Source organism: Bianquea renquensis, from assembly GCF_014384895.1.
In the GTDB taxonomy this organism is placed as follows: Bacteria; Bacillota; Clostridia; order Lachnospirales; family Bianqueaceae; genus Bianquea; species Bianquea renquensis.
The window spans coordinates 151,402-175,956 of record NZ_JACRSQ010000001.1; the positions used below are offsets into that span (position 1 = coordinate 151,402).

Genomic DNA, 24,555 nt, shown 5'->3' on the forward strand with positions numbered 1-24,555 from the left:
AATATGAGTGAAGAGATACAATCCCTGAGACAGCAGATCAATGAGGTGGATGAACAGCTGGCGGAGCTATTTGACCGCCGTATGACCATATCTAAGGGTGTGGCGCTCTATAAGAAGGAGCATAATCTGCCGATTTTTGATAAAGAGCGGGAGCAACAGGTTCTCGCCCGGGTTGTGGAAGCCTACCCCCACCGGGACCAAGCGTTTCACAAGTCCTTGGTCACATTTTTTCAGACGGTCATGGATCTCAGCAAGGAGAGCCAGAAGCAGTGGATCACCGACCAGGTGGCGATTGGCTACTACGGAGTGCCAGGTTCCTTTTCCAATGAGGCGTTAGAGTGTTTTTTTGGCACAGACGGAGTCTATAAAAGTTATCGCACCTTTGAGGAGGAGTTTCAAGCGCTGGCGGAGGGGGAGATCCGGTATGGCGTATTCCCCATTGAGAATTCGACCACGGGTATCATCAGCGAGGTCTACGATCTCTTGGCCGCCTATGATTTCTACATTGTACGGGAAGGTTCCCTGCGCATCGAGCAGAATCTTCTGGGCCTTCCGGGGGCGACGCTTGAGGAGATCACGGAGGTGTACTCCCACGCCCAGGGATTTGCACAGTCGGCTGAGTTTTTCAGCGGCCATCCCAACTGGACCTTGATCCCGTTCTACAGCACGGCAAAAAGCGCAGAGCGGGTGGCGAAGGAACAGGATCCGAGGAAAGCGTGCGTGGCGGGAAAGAAAGCGGCGAAACTCCATGGGCTTGAAATTTTGCAGGCGGGGATTCAAGACAATTCGCAGAATTTTACCCGTTTTGTGGTGATCAGCCCCAACATGGAGGTTCCAACTGGAGCCAATAAGATCAGCCTGTACTTTACGCTGGAGCACAAGCCGGGCAGTCTGTTCGCGGCGCTGGAGGAGATCTCAAAGCGGGGGCTCAACATGCTGAAAATCGAATCGCGTCCCATCAAGGGACAGATTTGGGAGTACAGCTTTTTTGTAGACCTTGAAGGGAATGTGGATGATCCGTCTGTGGCGGATGCCCTGCGAATGGCGCGGCAACATTGTATCGATTGGAAGATCCTCGGCAATTACGCGCTAAAGCCCGCCGGCTCCCTGTCATCCCAGTGAGAGAGGAGAGGGAGACTTTGATGAAGGATGTGACGATCTATACGGACGGTGCCTGTCGAGGCAATCCCGGCAACGGCGGGTATGGCGTGGTCCTGCAATTTCGGGATGAACAGGGGAAACTCTTTCAGAAGGAGATGGCGAAGGGATACCGCATGACCACCAACAACCGCATGGAGATCTTGGCGGCGGTGGAGGGACTGGCCGCGCTCAAGATTCCGTGTCGGGTTGCGCTGTACTCGGATTCCCAGTACCTGGTCAATGCCATTGAAAAGGGGTGGGTGGAAAAGTGGAGGCGAAACGGCTGGTATCGGGACGCGAAGCGGAAGGAGACTGCGAAAAATGTGGACCTGTGGAAGCGGCTTCTGGAGCTTCTGGCGTATCACCAGGTGCAGTTCCATTGGGTCAAGGGGCACGCGGACAATCCTATGAACAACCGCTGCGATCAGTTGGCGGTGGCGGCCGCTCTGGACCAGAGCCATTGGCTGGAGGACGAGGAATTTCGGGATGAATGAGCGGAGTTATGGGGTGTCCTATGCCCAATTTGTCGCTGCATAGGAAAGATTCATAGAAGTGTTGTTGCAGCAAAGATAGGATATTGACGATATTCTAAATTTCTGCCTAATGGATACGATGGAAGAAGTGAACTTTTTTGTGTATAGTAGGCTTGGCTGCCGTGGAGGTGCAACTCCCTGGCGGCCTTTTTTGATGTAATAGTCTCGGGAAATTCAATGTGGAGAATGACGGATGCATTTGATGCATAAGCGCGATTTTATCCATATAATGGTGTATAAAAGTTTGAATTCAATGCGATATTTAGCCAAAATTTCTATACTGTGTCGAAATATGGCATTTTTTTATCCATATATGGCAGAAAATTGGGTTGTCTGATTACGGTAAAATATAGTAGAATAAGTATATTAATTTTAGAGAGAGATACCGTTGGTAAAGCGATTATTGATTTGGATTGATTGTATACATGATTTGGGCTGTGTAATACTTTTTAATCTGTTCTTTCAAACCGATGCGAGTTCAGGTTTTTAAGAAATAAAATAATGTGGAGGTGTACTGTTTATGAAAAAAATCAAGAAAGTTGTCTCTCTAATGCTGCTGACATTTATTGTGGCCTCTGTGGTGGCGGTTCCGGTCATGGCGGCGACAGATCCGCCCTATAGTTATGGGTGGCTAATGCCGGCTGAGTTCAAGGGAAGCGCGCGGTCCACCGCTTTGATGGAAAAAACATCTGCCTATACGACGCCCTATGTCAACCCATCAATTAATACCCTTCCGACGGCCTATTATCTGTCTCCGGCACGGCTTAGCACCATCAATGCAACCGATGAAATCACGCTTAACGCGCCAGGCAAGCGGAACTTTACATGGAGGTCCGGGTATGGAGGAGTGGGACAATCCTACTGTTTGACGGCATATCCTAATATGAATGGAGATTGGGACGAGTATACGATCCGGGGAACTTGGAGTCATTGACGGTGGAGTCTGAGACGGTAGGTTGACTTTTGTGCAGAAGGGGTCCCAATACTCGCTCCGGACTCCTTCTGCGCGATAGATCCTATTTTTCAATGGGGGAGGCATTTCCATGGGAAAGTCTAATTTTTATGCGAGAAGAAAGGGGAGCTTGCGGCGAACGGTACTTCTGTGTGGTGCCCTGAGTTTTCTGTTGACAGCCTGCACAGGCAGAAATCCTTCCCAGGAGGAGCCGCTAGTATTGCCCGACAGCTTGAAATTGACGGCGGAGCTGCCCGGGGAGTATCCAGATCAGGCCAAAACGTATACGGTGGATTGGCTGGAGGTGGAGGAGGAAACAGCGGTGCAGGCCCTGTTCAAGGGAGAGACAAGAGAGTGGACTCAGTGGGCGGTGGGAAGGCAATTGCTCTCGGAGGATGAGGAAGTCTGCGAATCCTTATTAATTTATGATGGCGTTGTTGAGGGGGGATTATCGTATTCATATGATACGAAAGACTTTTCACTCGGGGGAGTTGCAAGCTATTACCCGGGATATCCGGACACTATGGAACAGCTAAATGGATATTATGGATATCATGACATGCAGGATTATGCGACAGAAGGAGATCTTTCATTTAAAGGGCAATCCGAGGCTTCAGAGGAGATCGAAGAGCTGCTGTACGCCTGCGGATTTCCCCAACTTCAATTACAGCAAGCCTATCTGTTGGACGCAAAGACGATGAATGAACATCTGGCCCTATATAACGAGTATAGGACTCAGATTCAAGAGAGTCGAGAGGAGTACGAGTTTACCCAGGAGGATGAGTGCTATCTGTTCCATCACCGGCAGGTGCTGGACGGGATTCCGTTTGCTAACTTAATCTGGACAAAGGGAACGCGGGATATGTCTACAGAAACGGTCATGTATTCCCTGTATGGCAAGAATGGTATACTACAGATAGAGGCAAGACAGTTTTATGAAATACAGGAACCGCTTTCAGCGGATGCGGTCATCAGCCCAGAAGAGGCCGTTGCGGCCTATGTGGAGGAGTACACCAAAGCGCTCCAATTTGAAGAAACGGAGATCTTTGCCGTGGAGCTCAACTATATTGTCATGTATGATGAGGGCGCCATGTATGCCAAGCCCGCCTGGATCCTCTCGTCGAAACGTAAGACGCAGTATGAAGAGGCAACCGTGGATGAATATGGGGTGACGGCAGTCTCGGCTGTGACGGGGATTCTGATTCAGAACGGGACGGATCTACGGTAATCGGATGAAAAATAAGCTCGATCCCTTACTTTTATACTGGGCTATTTGTGTTGGAGCGCCACAGATGGCTCTGGTGGCAGAATTTGCCCCATCGCTAGCGCTCCAGAACGGAGGTTAGAATGAGATTCTTGCGTCTATTGAGGGAACATCTCAGACAGGCGCTATCCTGGCGGCTAGTCGTATGCGGGGTGGGCGTCACGCTTGTCATGACAGGAGCAATTTCGGGGTTGATCGTTGATTCGTCAGAGCCTTCTGTCTGGTATATGTTGAATAAAAGCATATTGGGAAGTGGAGCATTCTCGACAGCGATCTGTATTTTGCCGGCGCTGACCTACTCGGTCACGCTGCCCATGGAGTGGAAGGCGTCCGCAACTCCCTATTGGATCGTGCGGACGGGGATTTCGCCCTACGCCATCTCAAAGATGATTGTCAGTGCCGTTGCAGGGTTGCTAACCCTTGCCGTTGGGATGCTGCTCTTTGTCGGGATTTTCAGCATCAGGTATCCTATATATATATCGTCATGCACCGACACTGCCTATGACGCATTGCTGGCGGAGGGGAAGATCGCAGCTGGTTTGGCAGGCTATATCCTGAATTACAGTTTATCCGGGGCGCTGGCGGCTGCATGTGGTACGTTTGTGGCCACCTTTATCCCCGACCCGTTTGTGGCGGCCTCGTCGCCGCTCCTTGTGTATTTTACCTTGACGCGCCTGACATCGGGAAAGAACCTGCCAGGGATCTTAAATCCCCTCTTCTGGATGGAAGGAATCGTGGCGACGTCCTCCGCTGGGCAGGCGATTTTGGAGAAGTTCATCGTGATTGCCATCCTATGTACCGGAATGAGTCTCGCAGCAATCTGGCAGATGAAACGGAGGGTGCGAAATGCATAGCGTCAAGGCAATGGTTCTCTGTGTTAGAATCAGTCTATCCAAGCTTCTATCCAATCCGAAAACCTATGTCATGTTGGCCATCATGGCGATTTTTCATTATTACAGCTATGCGCCCCTGGCGACTATCGCCAGATACTATGGGATATCCGTGACGCCGTGGGTATTCCCCTTCTACATGTCGAGGGCGCCGATGCTGACGGTGTTTGGGGGGCTGTGTATCTTACTGTTCTCCGATGCTCCCTTCCTAGACGCCTATTCCCAGTTTATCATTGCGCGCTGTGGGCGGCGGCCCTTTATCGTAGGCCAAGTTCTGTATATCCTGGCCGCTTCCTTTCTCTTTACGGTGTGTATGGTTTTGCTGTCGCTGCTGTATATCCTGCCAGTGATGGAGTGGAGCACCGACTGGGGGACGCTGCTGAATACGCTGGCGCAGTCGTCGTTAGAGGTTCGGGAGCAGACAGGCGTGACCCTGTCCATCAGTGTCAGTGAGGAGTTTCTACAGCTAGTATCGCCCATAAGGGCGATGTCGGTGGCATTCCTCTGCATGTGGCTGGTGACAGCCTTCCTCGGACTCATAATAAGCTTCTTCAATGTGGTGGTGACGAAGATGAGTGGAGTTGTAGCGGCAGGGGTGCTGGTGAGTCTCTCGTTTTTTGCCGTCTATTGGGGTGCTAACAGCATCGGGCGATGGCTGCTGTTTATATCCCCGGTGTCCTGGAGCCGGATGGGCGACTTGGATTGGACTTACAGTGGAATGTGGCCGTCGCCGACATACGCAGTGGTGGTGCTGACAGTGGGGATTGTCCTGTTGGGGACCGGCAGCGCGATCAAATTTTGCCGGCGGGATCTGAACTGAGAGAAGGGAGAGAGGAAAATGGCAACATACGCGGTGGAGGTCAAAAAGGCAGTGAAGGAGTTTAAGGAGACGAAGGCGCTGGACGATGTTACGCTGTCCTTCGAATCGGGGAAAATCCACGGGATCGTCGGGCGGAACGGCTCCGGCAAGACAGTGCTCCTGAAATGTATCTGTGGGTTCATGGAACTGACGTCGGGACAGATTCTTGTCCAGGGACAGAAGGTGGTCCCCGCCAAACCTCAGAATATTGGGATTATCATAGAAAGCCCAGGATTTATCGGGTCGCAGAGCGGATTCAAGAACTTGTACCATCTGGCTTCTCTGAATGGAAAGTTGACGCGCCAGGAGGTGGAAGGGGTGATCAAGCTGGTGGGATTGGATCCCCAAAATAAGAAGCCGGTGCGGAAATACTCCCTTGGGATGCGGCAGAGGCTGGGAATCGCCCAGGCTATCATGGAAGATCCGCCACTGCTGCTTTTGGACGAGCCCATGAACGGCCTGGACAATCAGGGGGTGGCGGACGTGCGGGTGATTCTGGCCAGACTGCGGGACGAGGGGAAAACCATCATTCTGGCCAGCCATAGCAAGGAGGATATCGACATCCTGTGCGATACAGTCTGCGAACTGGACCACGGCCGTCTCATCCACAGGCGGGAGGCGGAGAGTCAAATCGATGCATAAAGTGTCCCCCGGCGGAATAGGCTACTAACAGAATGCGTAGCCGGACAAAGGCGCAGGGGGATCCAGCATGTGGGATAGAAAACGAAACGTTGGCTTTGGAAGGCTTTCCGGAACGAAAGAGACCGGAGAGCTTTTTTGTCCATGGAAAAATCCGCCGGGAGGCGGATTAAAATGAAGAAGCGAAGATTCTTCCAAAGTTCGCGAAGCGAACTTATTTGTCCTATGGAAAAATCCGCCGGGAGGCGGATTAAAACGAAGAAGCGAAGATTCTTCCAAAGTTCGCGAAGCGAACTTTTCTGTCCTATGGAAAAATCCGCCGGGAGGCGGATTAAAATGAAGAAGCGAAGATTCTTCCAAAGTTCGCGAAGCGAACTTTTCTGTCCTATGGAAAAATCCGCCGGGAGGCGGATTAAAACGAAGAAGCGAAGATTCTTCCAAAGTTCGCGAAGCGAACTTTTCTGTCTTGTCCTGGTCTGTATAGTCTATGGATGCAGCCTGCATCAATATGGAAAGGCTTACCGTGCCGCCGCGGCGCGGGAAATCCGGGTGACGGATGAGACAAAAGCCATGGGAACCATCTATTCGGCGCTGAAAGAGGAAATCCAGATTTTCCCGGTGGATGCCAGGCAGACGGAGTATACCTTTGAAGACTCCTGGGGGGCCTCCCGATCCTACGGCGGTGACCGCCAGCATATGGGGACGGATATCATGGACACGCAGAATAGCAGGGGGCGGCTTCGGGTTCGCTCGATGACGGACGGTGTTGTGACCTGCGTGGGATGGAATCAGCTTGGAGGCTGGCGCGTGGGGATCACCTCCGACAGCGGCGTATATTACTATTACGCGCATTTGGCCTCCTACGCCTCGGGGTTGGCTGTGGGAAATGAGGTCAAGGCTGGAGAGTGGATCGGTATGATGGGGGACTCGGGATACGGGGAAGAGGGAACCACAGGACAGTTCGCTGTTCATCTTCACGTTGGCATTCTGTTGGATGAACAGGGAAAGGGCGAAGAATGGGTGAATCCCTATCCATTCCTGAAATCACTAATTTCATAGGCAAGAAAACTGAGAAATCTCTTTACGAACGAACAATCTCTTGTTATAATTGAATCAAAAGGGGAAGCAAAAGCGGGAAATGTCGGAATACGGCGTATGAAGGTTAGTGTGAATTTGTGCCGGAGCGTCACAGATAGCTCTGGGGGCAGAATTTGCCTCTGTCGCTAACGCTCCAGAATGGAGATTACTATGGAGATACAGCAGTGGAGGGAATTTTTAATCCCTTACGAGCAAGCAGTGCAAGAGCTTGTGATCAAATTTCAGAATATTATTCGCGAGTATACAAGCCTTGGACAGTATTCTCCCATTGAACAGGTAAATGGAAGAGTCAAAAAGATATCCAGTATTTTAGAAAAAGTGGACAAGAAAAATATGGAACTCAGCGACGTGGAAGAGCGGATCGAGGATATCGCCGGCGTTCGAATTATATGCCAATTTGTGGAGGATATCGGGACAGTGGTGGACCTCATCCGAGGCCGGCAGGATATGGAGATTATCGCAGAGATTAACTATGTGGCGCACAAGAAGGCGAGCGGGTACAGGAGTTATCACATCATTGTAAAGTATCCGGTTCAGACAGTCTTCGGCCGGAGAATCGTCAAAGCGGAGATTCAGATTCGAACGCTGGCCATGAATTTCTGGGCGACCATCGAACACTCCCTGCGGTATAAGTACCAGGGAGGACTCCCGCAGGATGTCCAGGATCGGCTGCAAAAGGCGGCGGAGGCGGCGTACCACATTGACCGCGAGATGTCCTCGATCCGAAGCGAGATCATCGATGCGCAGGAGGCGTTTAAGGAAAAGTCCAATCTGGTAGGCGATATTCTGAGCAATATCGAGAATATCTATCTGGGAAGCGAGAAGATCGCCATGCGGGAAGCCCAGGCAGAGCTATTTGAATTGATACGGGAAAATAATCTAGACAAGATGCGCTCCTTTGGGGCCAGAATTGACGATGTGGCGCAGCACCACGGCGTGCAGAGTCTATCGGATTTCTGACTGCGCACCGGGGCAAGAGGAGGGACCAAAGATGAAATGTCCATATTGCGGATTTGAAGATACAAGAGTCATTGATTCCAGACCGTCGGAGGATCGCTGTGCCATCCGAAGGCGAAGACTGTGCGAGATGTGCCAGAAACGGTTTACCACCTATGAAAAAGTGGAGACTCTGCCGCTGATCGTCATCAAAAAAGATAACACGCGGGAGGTCTTCGACCGGGAGAAGCTCGTGGACCGGGTTATGAGGGCATGCCATAAGAGGCCTGTTCCGGTGGCAGCGGTGGAACATCTGGCAGATGAAATCGAAAATACAGCGCTCAATTCCTTCGACAAGGAAATACGCTCCCAGGAGATCGGGGAGATGGTGATGGAAAAACTGCGAGAATTGGACGAAGTGGCCTACGTGCGGTACGCCTCCGTGTACCGGCAGTTTCGAGACATCGATACGTTTATGCAGGAGCTGGAAAAGCTTCGCACAGACACAAAGAAAAAGGAGTAGGATGGATTGGCAGTGCAGTGGACCCAGGAGCAAAAAGCGGTCATCGACCATCGGGAGGGAAATTTACTTGTTTCAGCGGCGGCAGGTTCCGGCAAGACGGCTGTGCTGGTGGAACGAATTTTGCAGATGCTGATAGACCAGGAGGATCCTGTATCGGTATCAGATCTGCTGATTGTGACATTCACCAATGCGGCCGCGGCTCAAATGCGGGATAAGCTGTACAGGGGCATTCTAGCCCGGCTTGAAGAGGAACCCTCCAACGGGCATTTGCAGACACAGCTGAACCTCATGCAGTACGCTTCCATCATGACGATTCACGCTTTCTGTTTGACTGTCATTCGCGACCATATGACCCGGATTCAGGATTTGGATCCGGGGTTTCGTGTTGCGGACGAATCCGAGGCGGAACTCTTAAAGTCCGATGTCCTGGACGCAGTGCTGGAGGAATTCTATGGAAGAAGCTTGGAGGAGCCGGATACGCCGGAGGCCAAGGAATTCGTATCCTTTGTGGACTGCTATGGGGGGGCGCGGCAGGACTGGAAGATCGAGGACATAATCGCAGACAGTACCACCTTTCTTCAAGGATTGCCCGATTGGGAAGCGTGGCTCGATACGGCGGTGGAAAGTTACCAGCTGGAGACGGAACAAGCGATCTATGAGACAGGTTGGTACAGGGTGTTGAAAGAGACAGCCAAGAGAAAACTGCTCAAGGCTAGAGGACAATACCAACAGGCGGTGCCCCTTTTCTCAGCAATGCCGGATGCGGACAAAGCCAAAAAGGGGATCGCCGTCATCCAGACGATCTGTAGTCAGCTGGACGTCATTGTATCGGCCTGGGAGGATAGCCGGTTGGACGAGCTTTCCGCGCGGTTGCAGTCCATTGACTATGGGCGTATGAACTATAGTGCGTTTAAAGAAGATCCCGATGGGAAGGAGCGGGTGAAGGCCTTAGCTGATGGCGCTAAGGCGTTGATCCGGGAGGCAGCTGCCAGTTGGACGTGGATCTGGCCAGGAGAAGAGGCGAGGCAACACATGGCTGAGCTCGCCTATCCGGCGCTGAAGGGCCTTGCCAGGGTGGTAAAGGCCTTTGACAGGGCGTATGCCGCGGCAAAAAAGGAAAAAGGCATCCTTGATTTTCACGATTTTGAGCGCTATGCCATGGAAATTTTGCTCTCCAAGAGCGAAACAGGGTACGCGCCATCCCAGGCGGCCAAAGAGTACAGAGCGAAATACCGGTATCTTGTCATCGATGAGTATCAGGACAGCAGTGACGTCCAAGAGCTTCTTTTGAGCAGTATCGCTCGATGCGACGAGGCGGGAGGCACATCCAACATTTTCATGGTGGGGGATGTCAAGCAGAGCATCTATGGGTTTCGGCAGGCCAGGCCAGAACTTTTTCTTGATAAATATGAAGCGTACCGGGAGACGGGGGTGCCCAGAAAAATCATCCTGCAACAAAACTTTCGCAGCCGGCGGGAGATTCTCGAGGGGATTAATTTTATATTCCGCGCTCTGATGTGCAGAGAGAGTGCTCAGATGGAGTATACAGAGATGGAAGCGCTGTACGCGGGACTGGAGTTTCCTCCCTGCGAGGAGGAAGGCGCCGTGATAGGTGGACAGCCGAATGTCAGCGTACTGGAATTTCCCAAGGCTGAGGAGGAGAGACAAGAGGAGGATCCGCGGACGGCGCGGCAGCGCCTGGAGGTGGAGGCGGCTTTTGTAGCGGAAAAAATTCAGGCGATGGTCCAGCCGGAATCCCGCTATCGGGTGTGGGATGATACCATTGGGCACTACCGGCGGGTTCAGCGGCGGGATATCGTTATTTTGTTGCGCTCGGTCAAAGGCGTATCCGACATTTTTCTCCAGGCGCTTTCGCAGCGGGAGATAGGGTGCTATACGGAGACGGAAGCTAGTTTTTTCCAGACCCAGGAGGTTCAGCTGATGCTGAATTTACTCCAAATTTTGGACAATCCGCTGCAGGATATCCCCCTGGTGGGAGTCTTGTATTCTCCAATCTTTGGCTTTACCGCCAGTGAACTGGCGGCCATCCGGGTCGAGAAGAGGGAGGCGCTTTTTTATGATGCGCTGTGGGAATATAGTCAACGGGGACAGGAAGCGGCGTTGCGGCAAAAGGCGGAGGCGTTTTGCCAGTGGCTAGGGAAGTGGAGAAGTCTCGCAAAATCTCTGTCCATCCACGATCTGCTCTGGTCGCTGTATCAGGATACGGATTACTATGGTTATGCGGCGGCGATGCCGCAGGGAGAGCTGCGGAGGGCGAATCTGGACCTTCTCCTTGAGAAGAGCATCGAATATGAGAAAGGCATCTTCAGTGGCCTTTTCAATTTTCTCCGCTTTATGGAGAAGATGAAAAAACGGAGCCAGGACATTGAGGAGGCCAAAATCATGGGGGAAGAGGAGGATGTGGTGAGGATTCTCAGTATCCATAAGAGCAAAGGGCTGGAATACCCAGTGGTTTTCGTCTGTGGCTTGGGGCGCCAGTTCAACGCGCAGGATTCTAGAAAGGCGCTGTTGTATCACCGGGCGTTAGGGATTGGAGCGCAAGCGATTGACCCGATTCACTATATCCGGTATGAGACTCCGGCAAGGGAGGGAATCAAGGAGCAGATCCGAAAGGAAACCCTAGCTGAGGAGATGCGAGTTCTGTATGTGGCCATGACGAGAGCGAAGGAATATTTATTTTTAACAGGGACAAGCACGGATCAGAGAGGGAGAGAGGAAGAGAAAGAGCGGGACTGGAAACTGTCGCCCTACGAGGCGTTGGACGCCAAATGTTATCTGGACTGGCTGTTGCCCATTCTGGATCACAAAGAGGGATCGGCGATCCGCACAGTCTATAGAGCCTATACAAAGCCAGCGCTGGAAGGCGAAGAGGGGGAAGAGGCGGCAGAGGACGAGACGGTCCCCGAAGAGGACATTCAGAACTGGGATGAAATATTCGAAGAAAAATTCGGATGGTCCTACCCGCGGGTGTGGAAACAGAAGATGGGGGTGCGCATCTCTGTTTCCGAGCTTAAGCGTTCTTACGAGGAACGGCAGGAGGAGTCTGTATACTGGACGGCTGCCGTGCCACAATCGCCGGAGGAGGCAAAAGGAGGCGCCAGGCGGGGGACAGCTTTTCACGATGTGATTTCGAAGCTGGATTTACAGCGCCTGCGTACAGAAGAGCAAATTCGAGAGCAGCTGCAAGGGTTGGCGGCTCGGGGGAGACTGTCGAAAGAAAGCCTTGATCTGGTCAATGTACGGCAGATCCTTCGCTTTGGACACTCTGCCCTCTGTGGGAGAATTGGCGCATCGGAGAAAATTTGCCGGGAACAACCTTTTATCATGGCGTACACAGTGGAGGAAGTGAAGGGGCTGGCGCCGGAAATATTGCCCCCTGAGGCGGACGACTCGGACACGGCGCGAATCATGGTGCAGGGAATCCTGGACTGCTGTTTTCTGGAGGACGGGCGGTGGGTCGTTGTGGACTACAAGACGGACAGAAGCTTGGATGGAAAAAAGTTAGAGGAATACGGGCGCCAGTTGTCCCTGTATGCCGATGCTCTCGGGAAAATCAGCGGCATTGCCGTGAAGGAAAAAGTTTTATATCTCGTGCGGACTGGCGAATGTAGGAATTTCTAGGAACCAGAAATTCTCGTATAGAATTCTGTACGGGAATGGAAATAATTTAGCCCAAATGGATCATACTAAGGATATTCTTTGACCAGGAGGGATAGCATTTGAGTGAGAAGTGGAAAAGCCTGCTGTTGGGAGGGATTGCGGGAATCGTCAATGGACTGCTGGGTTCCGGCGGCGGGACGATTTTAGTCCCTTTTATGGAGCGGAGTTTGAAGGTCGAGGAGCATGAGGCTCATGCGACAGCCATCGCCGTGATTCTGCCTCTGTGCGTCATCAGTTCCTTCTTCTACATCGGGAAGGGGGTCATGGACTGGGGCGTCTTTTGGTGGGTGGCCGCAGGGGGCGTTGTGGGAGGCTTGGCCGGCGCGAAGTGGCTTAATAAAGTGTCAGACCGATGGCTCCATATTATCTTTGGAGGCTTCATGGTGATCTCCGCCGTGAGGATGATTCTGTGATGATCGCGCTGTATATTGTGATCGGAGCCCTTGCGGGAGTCATCAGCGGCATGGGAATCGGAGGCGGCGTGATTCTGATACCGGCGCTGGTTTTTTTCGCATCCATTCCCCAGCACGGAGCACAGGCGATCAATCTTTTGTATTTCTTGCCGACGGCGGTGGCAGCGCTGATCGTACACATTCGGAACAAACGTATTCGCAAGGATGTTCTGTTGCCACTGATTATCGGGGGACTGACCGGCGCAGTCGGTGGGAGTCTTTTGGCAAACCGGCTGTCGGGAGAAATGTTGCAGACAATCTTTGGGTATTTTTTGTTGATCATGGGTGGCATGGAGATCTGGAAAGGCTGGAAGCAAAAAGGGGGCAAGAAGCCGGGTGGGGGAAATTCGGCAAAACGAGGAGCAGATGGCGGCGATCCGGCACGGGAAGGGGCCTATGCTGGTGCTGGCGGGCCCAGGGACAGGCAAGACCACAGTGATCACGCACAGGATCGTTCATCTGATTCAGGAGTATAAGGCGGCACCGGAAGAAATTTTAGTGATTACGTTTACCAAAGCCGCCGCTGAGGAGATGCGAGCCCGCTTTCATGCGCTGTGGAATCGGTCGAATTGTGTAGAATTTGGAACATTTCATTCTATATTTTTTCGAATTCTGCGGGAGAGCGGTGTAAGGGCCGGCGTTTTCGATGAACAGACAGGGCGTATTGTGATGACGGCGTTTTTTGAACAGAGGTTGGGACTGGAACGTGAGGAAGCGCAGACGAAGGGGGAGGAATTTCTGTGCCACCGGTCGCGGCGAATCAATGCCGGGGAGATGGCAGTCCAAGACAATGCTCTGGATGCGGCGCTGTATGAGGACGCAGATTGGTATTACGAAGAGGAAAAAAAGAAGCGAAATTGCCTTGATTTCGATGACATGCTGTTGCGGACCCGGGCGCTGCTGTGGACAGATCCGGCGGCCCTTTTAAGATGGCAGATGCGATATACGTATATTCTGGTGGATGAGTTTCAGGACATCAATCCGATTCAGTATGAAATCGTTAAGCTTTTGGCTGCCAGGACGGAGAATCTATTTGCCGTGGGTGACGATGATCAATCGATCTATGGCTTCCGAGGGGCGAGTCCCCGCTGCCTGCTGCGCTTTCCCAAAGACTATCCCCATTGTCGGATTGTGCGATTGACTGTCAATTACCGCTGCCGGGAAATCATCGTCAAGGCGGCAGGCAGCCTGATCGCCCACAATGCGGAGCGCTTTGAGAAAACCATATCCGCCAACCGCAGGGGAGGGGCTGAGATTCGCCTGTTCGTGTATGGGACGGAGGAGGAACAGGCGGCGTCCATAGCCAGACAAGTGCTCCGGCAGCACAGGGAGAAGGGGGTATCGTTCCGAGATATGGCACTCCTGGTGAGAACACAGGAGCAGAGCCGGCCCGTGGCTCGCGCGCTATTGGAGGCGTCGATTCCGTATCAGTGCCCAGGGGCGGCCTATTCTCTCTGTGATCACTGGATTGCCAAGGATTTAACCGCATATTTGAGGCTGGCAGTGGACCGCCGTGACCTGGCGGCGCTCCGGCTGATAGCCAACCGGCCGAAGCGGGGGATCCCGGGATTTTTGATAGGGCCTTCCCAGAGCACCCAGGGGTATGGTCTCCAAGATTGGCTGGAGGCGGAGAAGCTTTCCTGTTCTTTGCGGGCGGAGGTAGAAGAGTTGTCCTATCATTTGCGGAAACTTCAGAGAATGAAACCTGGCAGAGGGTTGCGCTATCTGTGGTGGACTGTTGGATACGGGCATTATGCCTACGTCTATGGCGACCAGCATTATGTGACAAGGAGACATGTGAGACAGATTTATAAACGGCTCTGTCTGGAGGCGGACGCGTGCGAAACTTTGGAGGATTGGCTGGGCCGGCAGAGGGAAAGTGGGGCTTCCGAGATGACCGAGGAGGGCATACATATTATGACGATGCATGGAGCAAAAGGTCTGGAGTTCCAGTCAGTCTGGATTCCCGATCTGTCCGAAGGAATATGTCCCCATGAGAAAGCCGTGTCGGTGGATGCGGTGGAAGAGGAACGGCGATTGTTTTATGTTGCGGTAACCAGGGCGAGAGATGATTTGTGGCTGTCCAGGACGAAAAAAGTCGAGGGATTGGCGCGCAAGGCATCGCGATTTATAGAGGATTTGGGCGATCTGTAACATCTCTGTAATAATACTTAATAAAAGTTTAGTCATAATTAATTGGATTTCCGGCGTAAAATAAGCTATAATAAAAATACTATAGGGTGGCTGAGGCCGCAAAGAAATAGAGACGTTAGCCCGACGTTTCATTCGAGGTTGAACGCAGACATAGGGATATCGGAATCTGGAGGATTTGTGCCGGAGCGTCACAAATAGCTCTGGTGGCAGAATTCGCCGCCGTCGCTAACGCTCCAGAATGGAGAGTACTATGAAGAAGAAAAGAATCGCAGTCGCGGTCTGTGCCGTCGCACTGTTGGGCGCCGCAGGCGCTGGAGCTGGCGTCCTTTACGCCAGGCAGCAGGAAGGTAGGACTGCGAAGCAGCAGGAGGAAGCACTTGCCAATGAGATGAATTCCTTGCAGGGGACATATCAGACCTTGTGCGAGGAGGTGGATCATGAGAAGATTTATGAGGGCGTCACCGTGATGGGTCTCGATCTCTCCGGCATGACCCAGGAGGAAGCGAAGACGGCTTTAGATCAGGCATTTGATGAGACCGTCCTCTCGAAGACGATTCTTCTGAAATACGGTGAGAAGTCCTGGAAATACACCTACGCGGATCTCGGCTTTACAGCCAACACGGAGGAATTGGCGGCGAAGGCCTACGAGGTGGGCAGAAGCGGAGATGTGAAGCAGCGCTATGAAGCGCTTGCGAGGTTGTCCAGCGCGAAGGTCGATTTTGAGATGACGGACCAGTACGATACAGCGAAGTTGGAGGAGATCATCACCGAAATCAAGGAGGAGTTGGATCAGCCCGCCAAGGATGCCACCATCACGCTGGAGAGCGGGAAGTTTGTCATAGAGGACGAACAGGTGGGATATACCCTGAACGCTGACGATTGCCGGTCAAAGCTGAATTCTGCACTGGATACGCGGGATTCCGCAGAGCTGGAGCTGACGGTGGAAGAGGTGCAGCCCACCCGTACGAGAGCGGAACTGAGCAAGATTCAAGATATCATTGGAGAGTTTAGCACCACATACAATTCTGGTGAGGTGGACCGGAGCAAAAATTTGCAGGTCGGAAGCAGTAAGATCGATGGCACGGTTTTGATGCCCGGCGAGAGCTTTAATTACAATGACGCGGTATCCCCAGTCAACGCGGCCAGCGGTTATCGAAATGCCTCCACCATTCTGGATGGCGAGTACGTGCCGGGGATGGGCGGCGGGCTGTGTCAAGTTTGCACCACCCTGTACAATGCGGTGATTCGCGCGGAACTTGAGGTGACGGAGCGGTATGCCCATTCCCTGAAGCCGTCCTATGTGAAGTTGGGGCAGGACGCCGCCATGAGCATTGGAGGAAAAAATTTCCAGTTCAAGAATAACTCCAGCGCGCCGATCTACATCCAGGCATACGCCAGCGGCGGAAAGATCGTGGCGCGAATATACGGGGTGGAGGAGCATGACCCGTCCAGAAGCGTTTCGTTCGAGACGGTGGTTGTCAAAGAGTACGAGAAGCCGGCGGAGAAGGTGAAAGAGGATCCCAGCCAGCCGGAGGGATACCGGAAGGTAACGCACAAAGGCTATACCGGCTGCAAGGTTGATGTCTATAAAATTGTCACGCAGAACGGAAAGACGACCCGGGAGTATTTTTCTTCCAGCTCCTATATGTCCACGGCGGATGAGGTGACCATCGGCACGGCAAAGCCTGTCAGCACGACTCCGGAGCCGGAGGAATCCTCGGCACCGGCGCCGACATCGCCTGAGACATCCGAGCCAGCGCAGAATTCTGACAGTTCCGCGGATTCTACCGCACAGTAGAGATAACACGACCATCGCATACGGCATCAGGTCTACAGAACCGGCCGTGTGCGGTTTTTTTTCAAAAACTCTTTACGAATCCCTATAAAAATGCTACAATACATAAAATGAAGCTTAACGGGAGGTCATCAGATGAGAGAAGAGATATTAGACGTTTTAGAGAAGAATAGCCGAGCGACCATAACGGACCTAGCCGTCATGCTGGCACAGCCAGAGGAAGAGATCGCCAAGGAGATCTCCGCGATGGAGAAGGAAAAGATCATCTGCGGGTATCATACATTGATCAATTGGGATAAAACGAACACAGAACGAGTTGTCGCCCTCATCGAGGTGCGGGTCACGCCCCAGCGGGATGAGGGATTTGATTCGATTGCCAAGAGGATCTACCGGTACAAGGAGGTCACCTCTGTGTACCTTATGTCCGGCGCCTTTGACCTGACGGTCATCATCGAGGGTCGGACGATGAAAGAGGTCGCGCTATTTGTTGGGCAGAAGTTGGCGGTCCTTGATTCCGTTATCAGTACGTCAACCCATTTTGTCCTGAAAAAATACAAGGATCATGGGCTCGTCCTGGATGAGGAGAAAAAAGATGAAAGGATGATCGTATCCCCATGAGAGATTTCGTCAATCCAATGATCAAATCCATCCCCCCCTCCGGGATTCGCCGTTTCTTTGACATTGCGGCGGAGATGGAGGACGTGATCTCCCTGGGAGTCGGAGAACCAGATTTTGACACCCCTTGGAATGTGCGGGAAGAGGGGATTTATTCCCTGGAGAGGGGAAAGACCACCTACACCGCAAATGCCGGCCTCAAACAGCTGCGAGATGAGATTCAACACTATACCACTCGAAAATATGGCATGGACTATGATCCAGCCCACGAAATTCTCATCACCGTCGGCGGCAGCGAGGCCATCGATATCGGGCTGCGCGCCATACTGGAGCCTGGGGATGAGGTTTTGATTCCGGAGCCGTCCTTCGTGTCCTACAAGCCCTGTACAATTCTGGCTGGGGGAGTTCCGGTTCCAGTTGCCATGAAGGAAGAAAATGAGTTCAAGCTCATGCGGGAAGATTTGGAGGCGGCCGTCACGCCGCGGAGCAAGGTATTAATCTTTCCCTTTCCCAACAACCCCACCGGCTCCATTATGACTAAGGATGAGATGGGGGATATCGCCCGATTTGTGGTGGAGCACGATTTATTTGTTATGTCGGATGAGATTTATGCGGAATTAACCTACTCGGAGGATCCCCATGTGTCCATCGCAACGCTGGAGGGGATGCGGGAGCGGACCCTGGTGATCAATGGTTTTTCCAAAGCCTTCTCCATGACGGGATGGCGGCTCGGCTATGCTATGGGGCCAGAGTCGCTTCTAAAAGAGATGACGAAGATCCATCAATTCGCCATCATGTGCGCTCCGACGACGAGCCAGTATGCGGCGATTGAAGCCATGCGCAACTGCGATGTGGCGGTGGAAGAAATGCGGAGAGAGTATAACCGCCGGCGCCGCCTGGTGGTCAACGGATTCCGGTCGCTGGGATTTGACTGCTCTGAGCCCTACGGCGCCTTCTACGTATTTCCATCCATCAAAAAATTCGGTATGACGTCAGAGGAATTTTGTAAAGCTCTATTGGAGGCGCAGAGGGTCGCAGTTGTACCTGGATCTGCCTTTGGCGACAGCGGAGAGGGATTTATCCGTGTGTCCTATGCGTACAGCCAGGAGGATCTAAAGAAAGCCATCGCCAAGATCGGGGCCTTCGTGGATACGCTGAAATAAAAGAGGGGTGCCGTGAAATCCGCCTGGAGGACGGATGACGACACCTCTCTTGTTAATCGTTGACCGCTTCTCTTTGAGAGCCTTGACAGTCAGGACAGACGCCATAAAAGTAAACTTGCTGTGAGAGAACCTGAAACGATGTCGTTTGACGGATCTCACTGCTAACGTTCTGAAGAAGCGCCGGATCCAGGTCAAACACCCGGGTACACTGAACACACTGGATATGGGGATGGGGGTGCGTATCCGCGTCATAGCGGAAGCTGTCCTCGCCCACGTTTAGCTGTTGCAGCAATCCCGCTTTTTTCAGAGAGTCCAGGGTTTTATATACAGTGGCCAGGCTCATGGTAGGATGGGATTCGCGGAGGGTGCGGTAGATAGTCTCGGCGCTGGGGTGATCTTTGGAGTCCTCGAGATACTTATATATAGCGATGCGCTGTGGCGTCGCTTTCAATCCTTTCTCCTTCAGACGGATGGCAAGAGCTTGCATGGTTTCACCTCTTTTACTAAGAATTATAGTTAGATAATAATAATTATATATTACAAATCAATATTTGTCAATTGTGATTATCCATAAGGAGATGGAATATTTGCATATTGTTTTGCATGAACCGGAGATCCCACAGAATACTGGAAATATCGCGCGAACCTGCGCTTGTACAGGAACAGCGCTGCATCTGATCAAGCCTTTGGGATTCTCTTTAGATGAGAAGCATCTTCGCAGAGCTGGGTTGGACTACTGGGATGCGCTGGATCTCCACGTGTATGAGGATTTTGGAGAGTTTCTATCTCAGCACCGAGGGGCGCGGATCTATATGGCCACGACGAAGGCGCCCCAGGTCTATACGCAGGCATCGTATGGTCCGGAGGACTATATCATGTTTGGAAAGGAGACCGCGGGTATACCGGAGGAAATTTTGGCACAGTATAAGGCATATTGCATTCGGATTCCCATGGGTCCCGACTTTCGATCCCTGAATCTGTCCAATTCCGTCGCCATTATTCTGTATGAAGCGCTGAGACAACAGGGATTTGCGGGCCTCCAGGAGACGGGGGAGTTGCGGTCATACCGCTGGGAAGAGCTAGTTTAGCCGTTGGAGAATGGAGGATAGAATGGACGAGAGATCACTTCAGAAATTAGAATATTTTAAAATTTTGGATCGACTGCGGGATGCGGCAGATTCGACGACAGGAAAAGAGCGATGTCTGGAACTTCGGCCTTCGGAGTCGATCTTCGAGATTCGGCGTTGGCAGAAGGAGACGGAGGAAGCCTTTTCCTACCTGGTTATGAAAAATAAACCGCCCTTTGGCGGGATGAAGGATATTCGCATGGCGCTGAGCCGGACTAAGATTGATGGTGTTCTGACCATGGGCGAGCTACTGGATATCGCAGACACCATACACGCTGTGCAGAAGATGAAGGCTTACGGACAGCGTGAGAAGGATACAACTTACTACGAGTGCTTAGACCCAATTTTCAATGGGCTAGCGCCCATCAGCGGAGTGGAAAAGGAAATTACCCGGTGTATCCTGTCGGAGGAGGAGATGAGCGATAACGCCAGTGCAAAGCTTTCCTCCATTCGAAAGGAAATCCATATTACACAGGAGCGTGTCCGGTCGCAGTTGCAGAGCATGATTCATTCCAATACCTATAAAACCATGCTCCAGGATGCCGTGATCACCATGCGCAATGGGCGGTATTGCGTCCCCGTAAAAGCGGAGTACCGGGGAAGTATCAAAGGAATGGTCCACGATCAGTCGGGAAGCGGTTCTACACTGTTTGTCGAACCCATGGCCGTGGTACAGCTCAACAATCGATCGACAGAGCTTTACAGCGAGGAACAGCGGGAGATTCACCGGATTTTGCAGGAGTTGAGCCGCCTCGTTGGGCAGCATCAGGAAGAATTGGCGGCGGATTATGAGTTGTTGGTGCAGCTGGATTTTATCTTTGCAAAGGGAAAGCTGGCGGTGGAGATGAATGCCGTGAAGCCAGTCTTCAATGAGGAAGGGTATATTCGGCTGCCGAACGCCAGACATCCCCTGCTGGACGACAAAAAGGTGGTCCCCATCAGCGTTTGGCTGGGGAGAGATTTTACATCCCTCGTTATCACGGGACCCAATACAGGTGGAAAAACGGTAACCCTGAAAACCTTAGGGCTCCTGTCCATCATGGGACAAGCGGGCCTTCACATTCCCACCTCGGATAAGCCGTCGTTGACCGTTTTGGACGCTGTGTTCGCTGATATCGGAGATGAGCAGAGTATCGAGCAGAGTCTGAGCACCTTCTCCTCCCATATGGTCAACATTGTGGAAATTATACAGAATGTCACAGACCGGTCGCTTGTCTTATTCGATGAGCTGGGAGCCGGTACGGACCCGGTGGAAGGCGCGGCCCTGGCCAACGCAATTTTGGAGAATCTTCGGAAACGGAAGATTTTGACGGCCGCCACGACGCACTACAGTGAGTTGAAGATGTACGCCCTGTCCACAGAAGGCGTGGAGAACGCTAGCTGTGAATTTGACGTGGAGACCTTGCAGCCCACCTACCGCCTGCTCATCGGGGTTCCAGGAAAGAGCAACGCCTTTGCCATATCCAAGCGGTTAGGGTTGCCGGATGGGATTATCGGAGCCGCCAAGGACCTTTTGGAGAGCAATGATATCAAGTTTGAAGAGATGATCACGGACCTTGAACTGCGCCGCCGGCAGGTGGAAGTGGAGCAGGATCAGATCCGAAGCCTGCGCATGGAGTTGGCGGATTTAAAGAGGCAGGCAAGCCAGGCCAAACAAAAGCTGGAGGAGCAGAAGGCTTCGATTTTGAAAAAGGCCAATGAAAGCGCAAGGGATATTCTGCGCAAGGCGAAAGCGGAAGCAGATGAGAGCATACAGGTAATGAATCGGATGATCCGCGAGGGTCAGCAGATCGATATGCGCAGCCTGGAAGAGCAGAGAACGAAGCTTCGCGAGAAGGTCACACAGATGGATCAAAAGCTGGCGGAACCCATTCAGACGCCGGTACAGCGGGTGGACCGAAAGAAAATCAAGCCCGGTGTCAAGATCAAGCTGACAACCTTCGACCAGGAATGTATCGTACTCTCGGAGCCTGACGCGAAGGGAAATCTCCAGGTGCAGGCGGGGATTATGAAGATGCAGGTGAAGTTGACCGATATCGCCAGAATCATAGGGGAGGATGCCCAGGGGAAAGCCCAGGGGCGAAAACGGGAGCGAAGCCAGAGCGCCGGTTCTTTTGGCAAAGCGCAGACCATCGGTCTGGAGGTTGATCTCAGGGGAATGACCTCGGATGAAGCGCTGGCTGTTGTCGATAAGTATTTAGACGACGCGTATCTGGCTGGAGTGCCAAAGGTGACGATTATCCACGGAAAGGGAACCGGCGCGCTGCGCCAGGCGGTTCATCAGTATCTTAAGCGGAACGCTCATGTTGCCGCGTACCGCCTGGGGGCTTTTGGAGAAGGAGAAGCCGGCGTGACCATCGTTGAAATCAAGCAGCACTAACCAATACAGAAAGGATGATGGAACCATGAGTGGAAAACAAAAGATTTTGATTGCGGACGACGATACCAACATTGTAGAGCTGATTTCCCTGTATTTGACGAAGGAAGGCTATGAGACGAAAAAAGCGTACAATGGCCGGGAGGCCCTGAAGCATTTACAGAGCTTTGCGCCGAATCTGATGATCCTGGATATCATGATGCCAGAAATGGATGGCTATGCGGTCTGCCGGGAAGTTCGCAAGATGAGTTCGATTCCGATAATCATGCTGACGGCAAAGGGCGAGACCTTTGACAAAGTACTGGGGCTGGAGTTGGGGGCTGACGACTATATGGTCAAACCCTTCGATACGAAAGAGCTGGTGGCCCGGGTGAAGGCGGTGCTCCGGCGAACGGAGAGCAAAGAGTCCAACAACAAGCGGCTTATATTTCCAGGGCTGACCATCAACCTGTCCAACTATTCCGTCACCTTTCAGGAAAAGGATATCGAGATGCCGCCGAAGGAATTAGAATTGCTGTACTTTCTGGCCTCCCACCCCAACCAGGTCTTTACGAGGGAGCAGCTGTTAAATCAGATTTGGGGCTATGAGTACTACGGCGATACGCGGACTGTGGACGTACACATTAAGCGAATTCGGGAAAAATTGGATCAGGGGGAAGAGGAGAGCAGCTGGAGTATCAAAACCGTTTGGGGAGTCGGGTATAAATTCGAGGTGAAATAGCCTATGCAGCGGAGGTTTATGTCAATCCGTTTCAAGTTTATGGGAGCCTACCTTCTCATATTGTTTGCGGTCCTCATTTTAATCGCAGGTGTTCTCCCGTCGGTTATGAGCCAGTATTTCATCGACCTGAAGACAAAGAACTTGCAGAAGACCCAGGAGATTATCCAAGCCACCCTGGAGGGCCCCAACGATTTTCGCACAGATGAAAGTGCACAGTCAAAATTAGAGACGGCGGCGCAGGCCATGGATATCAATATCTGGATCTGCACAGATACGACTGTCACCAACAATATCAGGGTGTATACCTATGGGTCGGAGAATTCCCCGCAGATTGCCAACACAGAGCTTCAACCCCAAAGTTTACAGCGGATCCAGGATGTCATTCTGAATAAGGGAATGCGGCCGACGCAAAATGCGTTTCCCGAGATTTTTACTGGAAATACACTATCCATCGGGTATTCGCAGAAATATCTGAGCCGTGTCAACGTAATGACAGGCGACGGTAGCATTCTCAGCTACAACGAAACGAAGCAGGCCGCAGTCTTCCTGCATATCTCCATGGACGACATCTCCACGCCCGTCAGCGGTATGTACCGGATCGTGCTGTTTGCCATGCTGGCGCTGACCGTTGTCGCCAGTTTGGTCATCGGTGTCATATCCAACAATATTATCTATCCGGTCAACCAGATGAAGAATGCGGCGAAAGCCATTACCAACGGAGATTTCAGCAAGGAGGTTAATATCAGCACCAATGATGAAATCGGGGATTTAGCGCAGTCTTTCAATAAGATGGCCCATGAGCTACAGGAAGTGGACAAGCTGCGGAGCGACTTTATCGCCAATATCTCCCACGACTTTCGGTCACCGCTGACGTCCATCAAAGGATTTTTGGAAGCCATGCTGGATGGAACTGTGCCCCAGGAGGACCACGCGAAATACATGCAGATCGTGTTGGACGAGACCAACCGTCTAACGAAAATGACCAACAATATTTTAGACTTGACTAAGATGGAAAACGGGCAGGAGGAACTGCACAGGTCCAATTTCGATATCAATGAGATGATCGTCAAGCTTGCCATCGGATTTGAGCAGCGGATTGAGGATAAAAAACTGAAGATGGAGTTCCAGTTTCTACAGGAAAAGTTGTATGTCAACGCGGATCTGGATAAGATTCAGCGGGTCGTGTACAATCTGATTGACAATGCGATCAAGTTCACAGACGAAGGCGATCGGATCTCCATCGAGACGAGCATCGTCGGCAAAAAGGCATATGTTGCCGTGGCGGACACAGGGCGCGGGATCGATGAGGAATCGCTGCCCCACGTCTTTGAGCGATTCCATAAGGCCGATAAGTCCAGAGGTTACGACAAGAAGGGAACGGGGCTCGGATTGGCGATCGTGAAGCAGATTATGCTCAACCACCAGGAGGATATTCAGGTGACAAGCAAGGAGGGACAGGGAACAAAATTTGTCTTTACATTGCCGCTGGCGTATAAAATCAATCTTGTTGAAAAAAAATAGAGTGGGCTGGAATCTTTTACAATCAGTTCATATTCTGTTAAAAAAACGCCGTTATACTAGTTAAAAAGCGAAGATTCTCTGAGACTCCGGCCGCTGTGCAGGCGGAGGAATGAAC

Annotated in this window: 22 protein-coding genes; 21 read left to right on the forward strand and 1 reads right to left on the reverse strand. The window is 52.1% G+C overall.

Annotated features, from left to right (window positions below; genetic code table 11):
* Positions 1-3 precede the first annotated feature (3 nt).
* From pheA to H8730_RS00735, 17 genes are all read left to right on the forward strand, one after another.
* Positions 4-1,122, forward strand: a complete 1,119-nt coding sequence (gene pheA, locus H8730_RS00655; protein WP_249289139.1) for a prephenate dehydratase — start codon at positions 4-6, stop codon at positions 1,120-1,122.
* Positions 1,123-1,142: 20 nt separating this feature from the next.
* Positions 1,143-1,634 (forward strand): ribonuclease HI, encoded by a 492-nt coding sequence (gene rnhA / locus H8730_RS00660; RefSeq protein ID WP_177720314.1) that lies wholly within the window; start codon positions 1,143-1,145, stop codon positions 1,632-1,634.
* A gap of 559 nt (positions 1,635-2,193) precedes the next feature.
* Complete coding sequence (locus H8730_RS00665) at positions 2,194-2,607, forward strand: hypothetical protein (protein WP_177720304.1); 414 nt, start codon at positions 2,194-2,196, stop codon at positions 2,605-2,607.
* A gap of 109 nt (positions 2,608-2,716) precedes the next feature.
* Positions 2,717-3,853, forward strand: coding sequence for a hypothetical protein (locus H8730_RS00670; protein ID WP_177720306.1), 1,137 nt, complete (start codon positions 2,717-2,719; stop codon positions 3,851-3,853).
* Positions 3,854-3,972: 119 nt separating this feature from the next.
* Complete coding sequence (locus H8730_RS00675) at positions 3,973-4,743, forward strand: hypothetical protein (RefSeq protein ID WP_177720308.1); 771 nt, start codon at positions 3,973-3,975, stop codon at positions 4,741-4,743.
* Entirely contained in the window at positions 4,736-5,599 is an 864-nt protein-coding gene (locus tag H8730_RS00680) for a hypothetical protein (RefSeq protein ID WP_177720310.1), read from the forward strand. Before H8730_RS00675 ends, H8730_RS00680 begins: the two co-directional genes overlap by 8 nt.
* 18 nt (positions 5,600-5,617) lie before the next feature.
* Positions 5,618-6,280, forward strand: a complete 663-nt coding sequence (locus tag H8730_RS00685) for an ABC transporter ATP-binding protein (RefSeq protein WP_177720312.1) — start codon at positions 5,618-5,620, stop codon at positions 6,278-6,280.
* A 333-nt stretch (positions 6,281-6,613) separates the two neighbouring features.
* Entirely contained in the window at positions 6,614-7,336 is a 723-nt protein-coding gene (locus H8730_RS00690) for a M23 family metallopeptidase (protein WP_249289141.1), read from the forward strand.
* A 189-nt stretch (positions 7,337-7,525) separates the two neighbouring features.
* Entirely contained in the window at positions 7,526-8,335 is an 810-nt protein-coding gene (locus H8730_RS00695; protein WP_177720158.1) for a GTP pyrophosphokinase, read from the forward strand.
* A gap of 31 nt (positions 8,336-8,366) precedes the next feature.
* Positions 8,367-8,834, forward strand: coding sequence for a transcriptional regulator NrdR (gene nrdR / locus H8730_RS00700; RefSeq protein ID WP_177720159.1), 468 nt, complete (start codon positions 8,367-8,369; stop codon positions 8,832-8,834).
* Between the two features lie 12 nt (positions 8,835-8,846).
* On the forward strand, positions 8,847-12,476 hold the full coding sequence (addA, locus tag H8730_RS00705; protein ID WP_249289214.1) for a helicase-exonuclease AddAB subunit AddA: 3,630 nt from the start codon (positions 8,847-8,849) through the stop codon (positions 12,474-12,476).
* 98 nt (positions 12,477-12,574) lie between these two features.
* Positions 12,575-12,928 (forward strand): sulfite exporter TauE/SafE family protein, encoded by a 354-nt coding sequence (locus H8730_RS00710; RefSeq protein ID WP_177720161.1) that lies wholly within the window; start codon positions 12,575-12,577, stop codon positions 12,926-12,928.
* The gene (locus H8730_RS00715) at positions 12,928-13,443 is read left to right on the forward strand and encodes a sulfite exporter TauE/SafE family protein (RefSeq protein ID WP_346726530.1); all 516 of its coding nucleotides are present in this window, start codon (positions 12,928-12,930) and stop codon (positions 13,441-13,443) included. Before H8730_RS00710 ends, H8730_RS00715 begins: the two co-directional genes overlap by 1 nt.
* On the forward strand, positions 13,364-15,121 hold the full coding sequence (locus H8730_RS00720; protein WP_283243817.1) for an ATP-dependent helicase: 1,758 nt from the start codon (positions 13,364-13,366) through the stop codon (positions 15,119-15,121). The genes H8730_RS00715 and H8730_RS00720 overlap by 80 nt, the downstream gene beginning before the upstream one ends.
* Before the next feature lie 250 nt (positions 15,122-15,371).
* Positions 15,372-16,919, forward strand: a complete 1,548-nt coding sequence (locus H8730_RS00725; RefSeq protein ID WP_177720163.1) for a VanW family protein — start codon at positions 15,372-15,374, stop codon at positions 16,917-16,919.
* Positions 16,920-17,051: 132 nt separating this feature from the next.
* Positions 17,052-17,534: an Lrp/AsnC family transcriptional regulator gene (locus tag H8730_RS00730; RefSeq protein ID WP_177720164.1), complete on the forward strand. Its 483-nt coding sequence runs from the start codon at positions 17,052-17,054 to the stop codon at positions 17,532-17,534.
* A complete protein-coding gene (locus H8730_RS00735) occupies positions 17,531-18,694 on the forward strand; it encodes an aminotransferase class I/II-fold pyridoxal phosphate-dependent enzyme (RefSeq protein ID WP_249289143.1) in 1,164 nt (387 codons plus the stop codon). The genes H8730_RS00730 and H8730_RS00735 overlap by 4 nt, the downstream gene beginning before the upstream one ends.
* A gap of 52 nt (positions 18,695-18,746) precedes the next feature.
* On the opposite strand, the gene perR is transcribed toward H8730_RS00735, so the two are convergent.
* On the reverse strand, positions 18,747-19,181 hold the full coding sequence (gene perR / locus H8730_RS00740) for a transcriptional regulator PerR (RefSeq protein ID WP_177719727.1): 435 nt from the start codon (positions 19,179-19,181) through the stop codon (positions 18,747-18,749).
* A gap of 91 nt (positions 19,182-19,272) precedes the next feature.
* On the opposite strand from perR, the gene trmL reads away from it, so the two are divergent.
* Genes trmL through H8730_RS00760 form a run of 4 tightly spaced genes read left to right on the forward strand, consistent with a single transcriptional unit; the run spans position 19,273 to position 24,440 of the window.
* Positions 19,273-19,782 carry a tRNA (uridine(34)/cytosine(34)/5-carboxymethylaminomethyluridine(34)-2'-O)-methyltransferase TrmL gene (trmL, locus tag H8730_RS00745; RefSeq protein WP_177719726.1) on the forward strand — a complete coding sequence of 170 codons (510 nt, stop codon included), beginning with the start codon at positions 19,273-19,275 and terminating at the stop codon, positions 19,780-19,782.
* Positions 19,783-19,804: 22 nt separating this feature from the next.
* Positions 19,805-22,201 carry an endonuclease MutS2 gene (locus H8730_RS00750; RefSeq protein ID WP_177719725.1) on the forward strand — a complete coding sequence of 799 codons (2,397 nt, stop codon included), beginning with the start codon at positions 19,805-19,807 and terminating at the stop codon, positions 22,199-22,201.
* 25 nt (positions 22,202-22,226) lie between these two features.
* The gene (locus tag H8730_RS00755; RefSeq protein ID WP_177719724.1) at positions 22,227-22,919 is read left to right on the forward strand and encodes a response regulator transcription factor; all 693 of its coding nucleotides are present in this window, start codon (positions 22,227-22,229) and stop codon (positions 22,917-22,919) included.
* Positions 22,920-22,922: 3 nt separating this feature from the next.
* Positions 22,923-24,440 carry a sensor histidine kinase gene (locus H8730_RS00760; protein ID WP_177719723.1) on the forward strand — a complete coding sequence of 506 codons (1,518 nt, stop codon included), beginning with the start codon at positions 22,923-22,925 and terminating at the stop codon, positions 24,438-24,440.
* Positions 24,441-24,555: the final 115 nt, after the last annotated feature.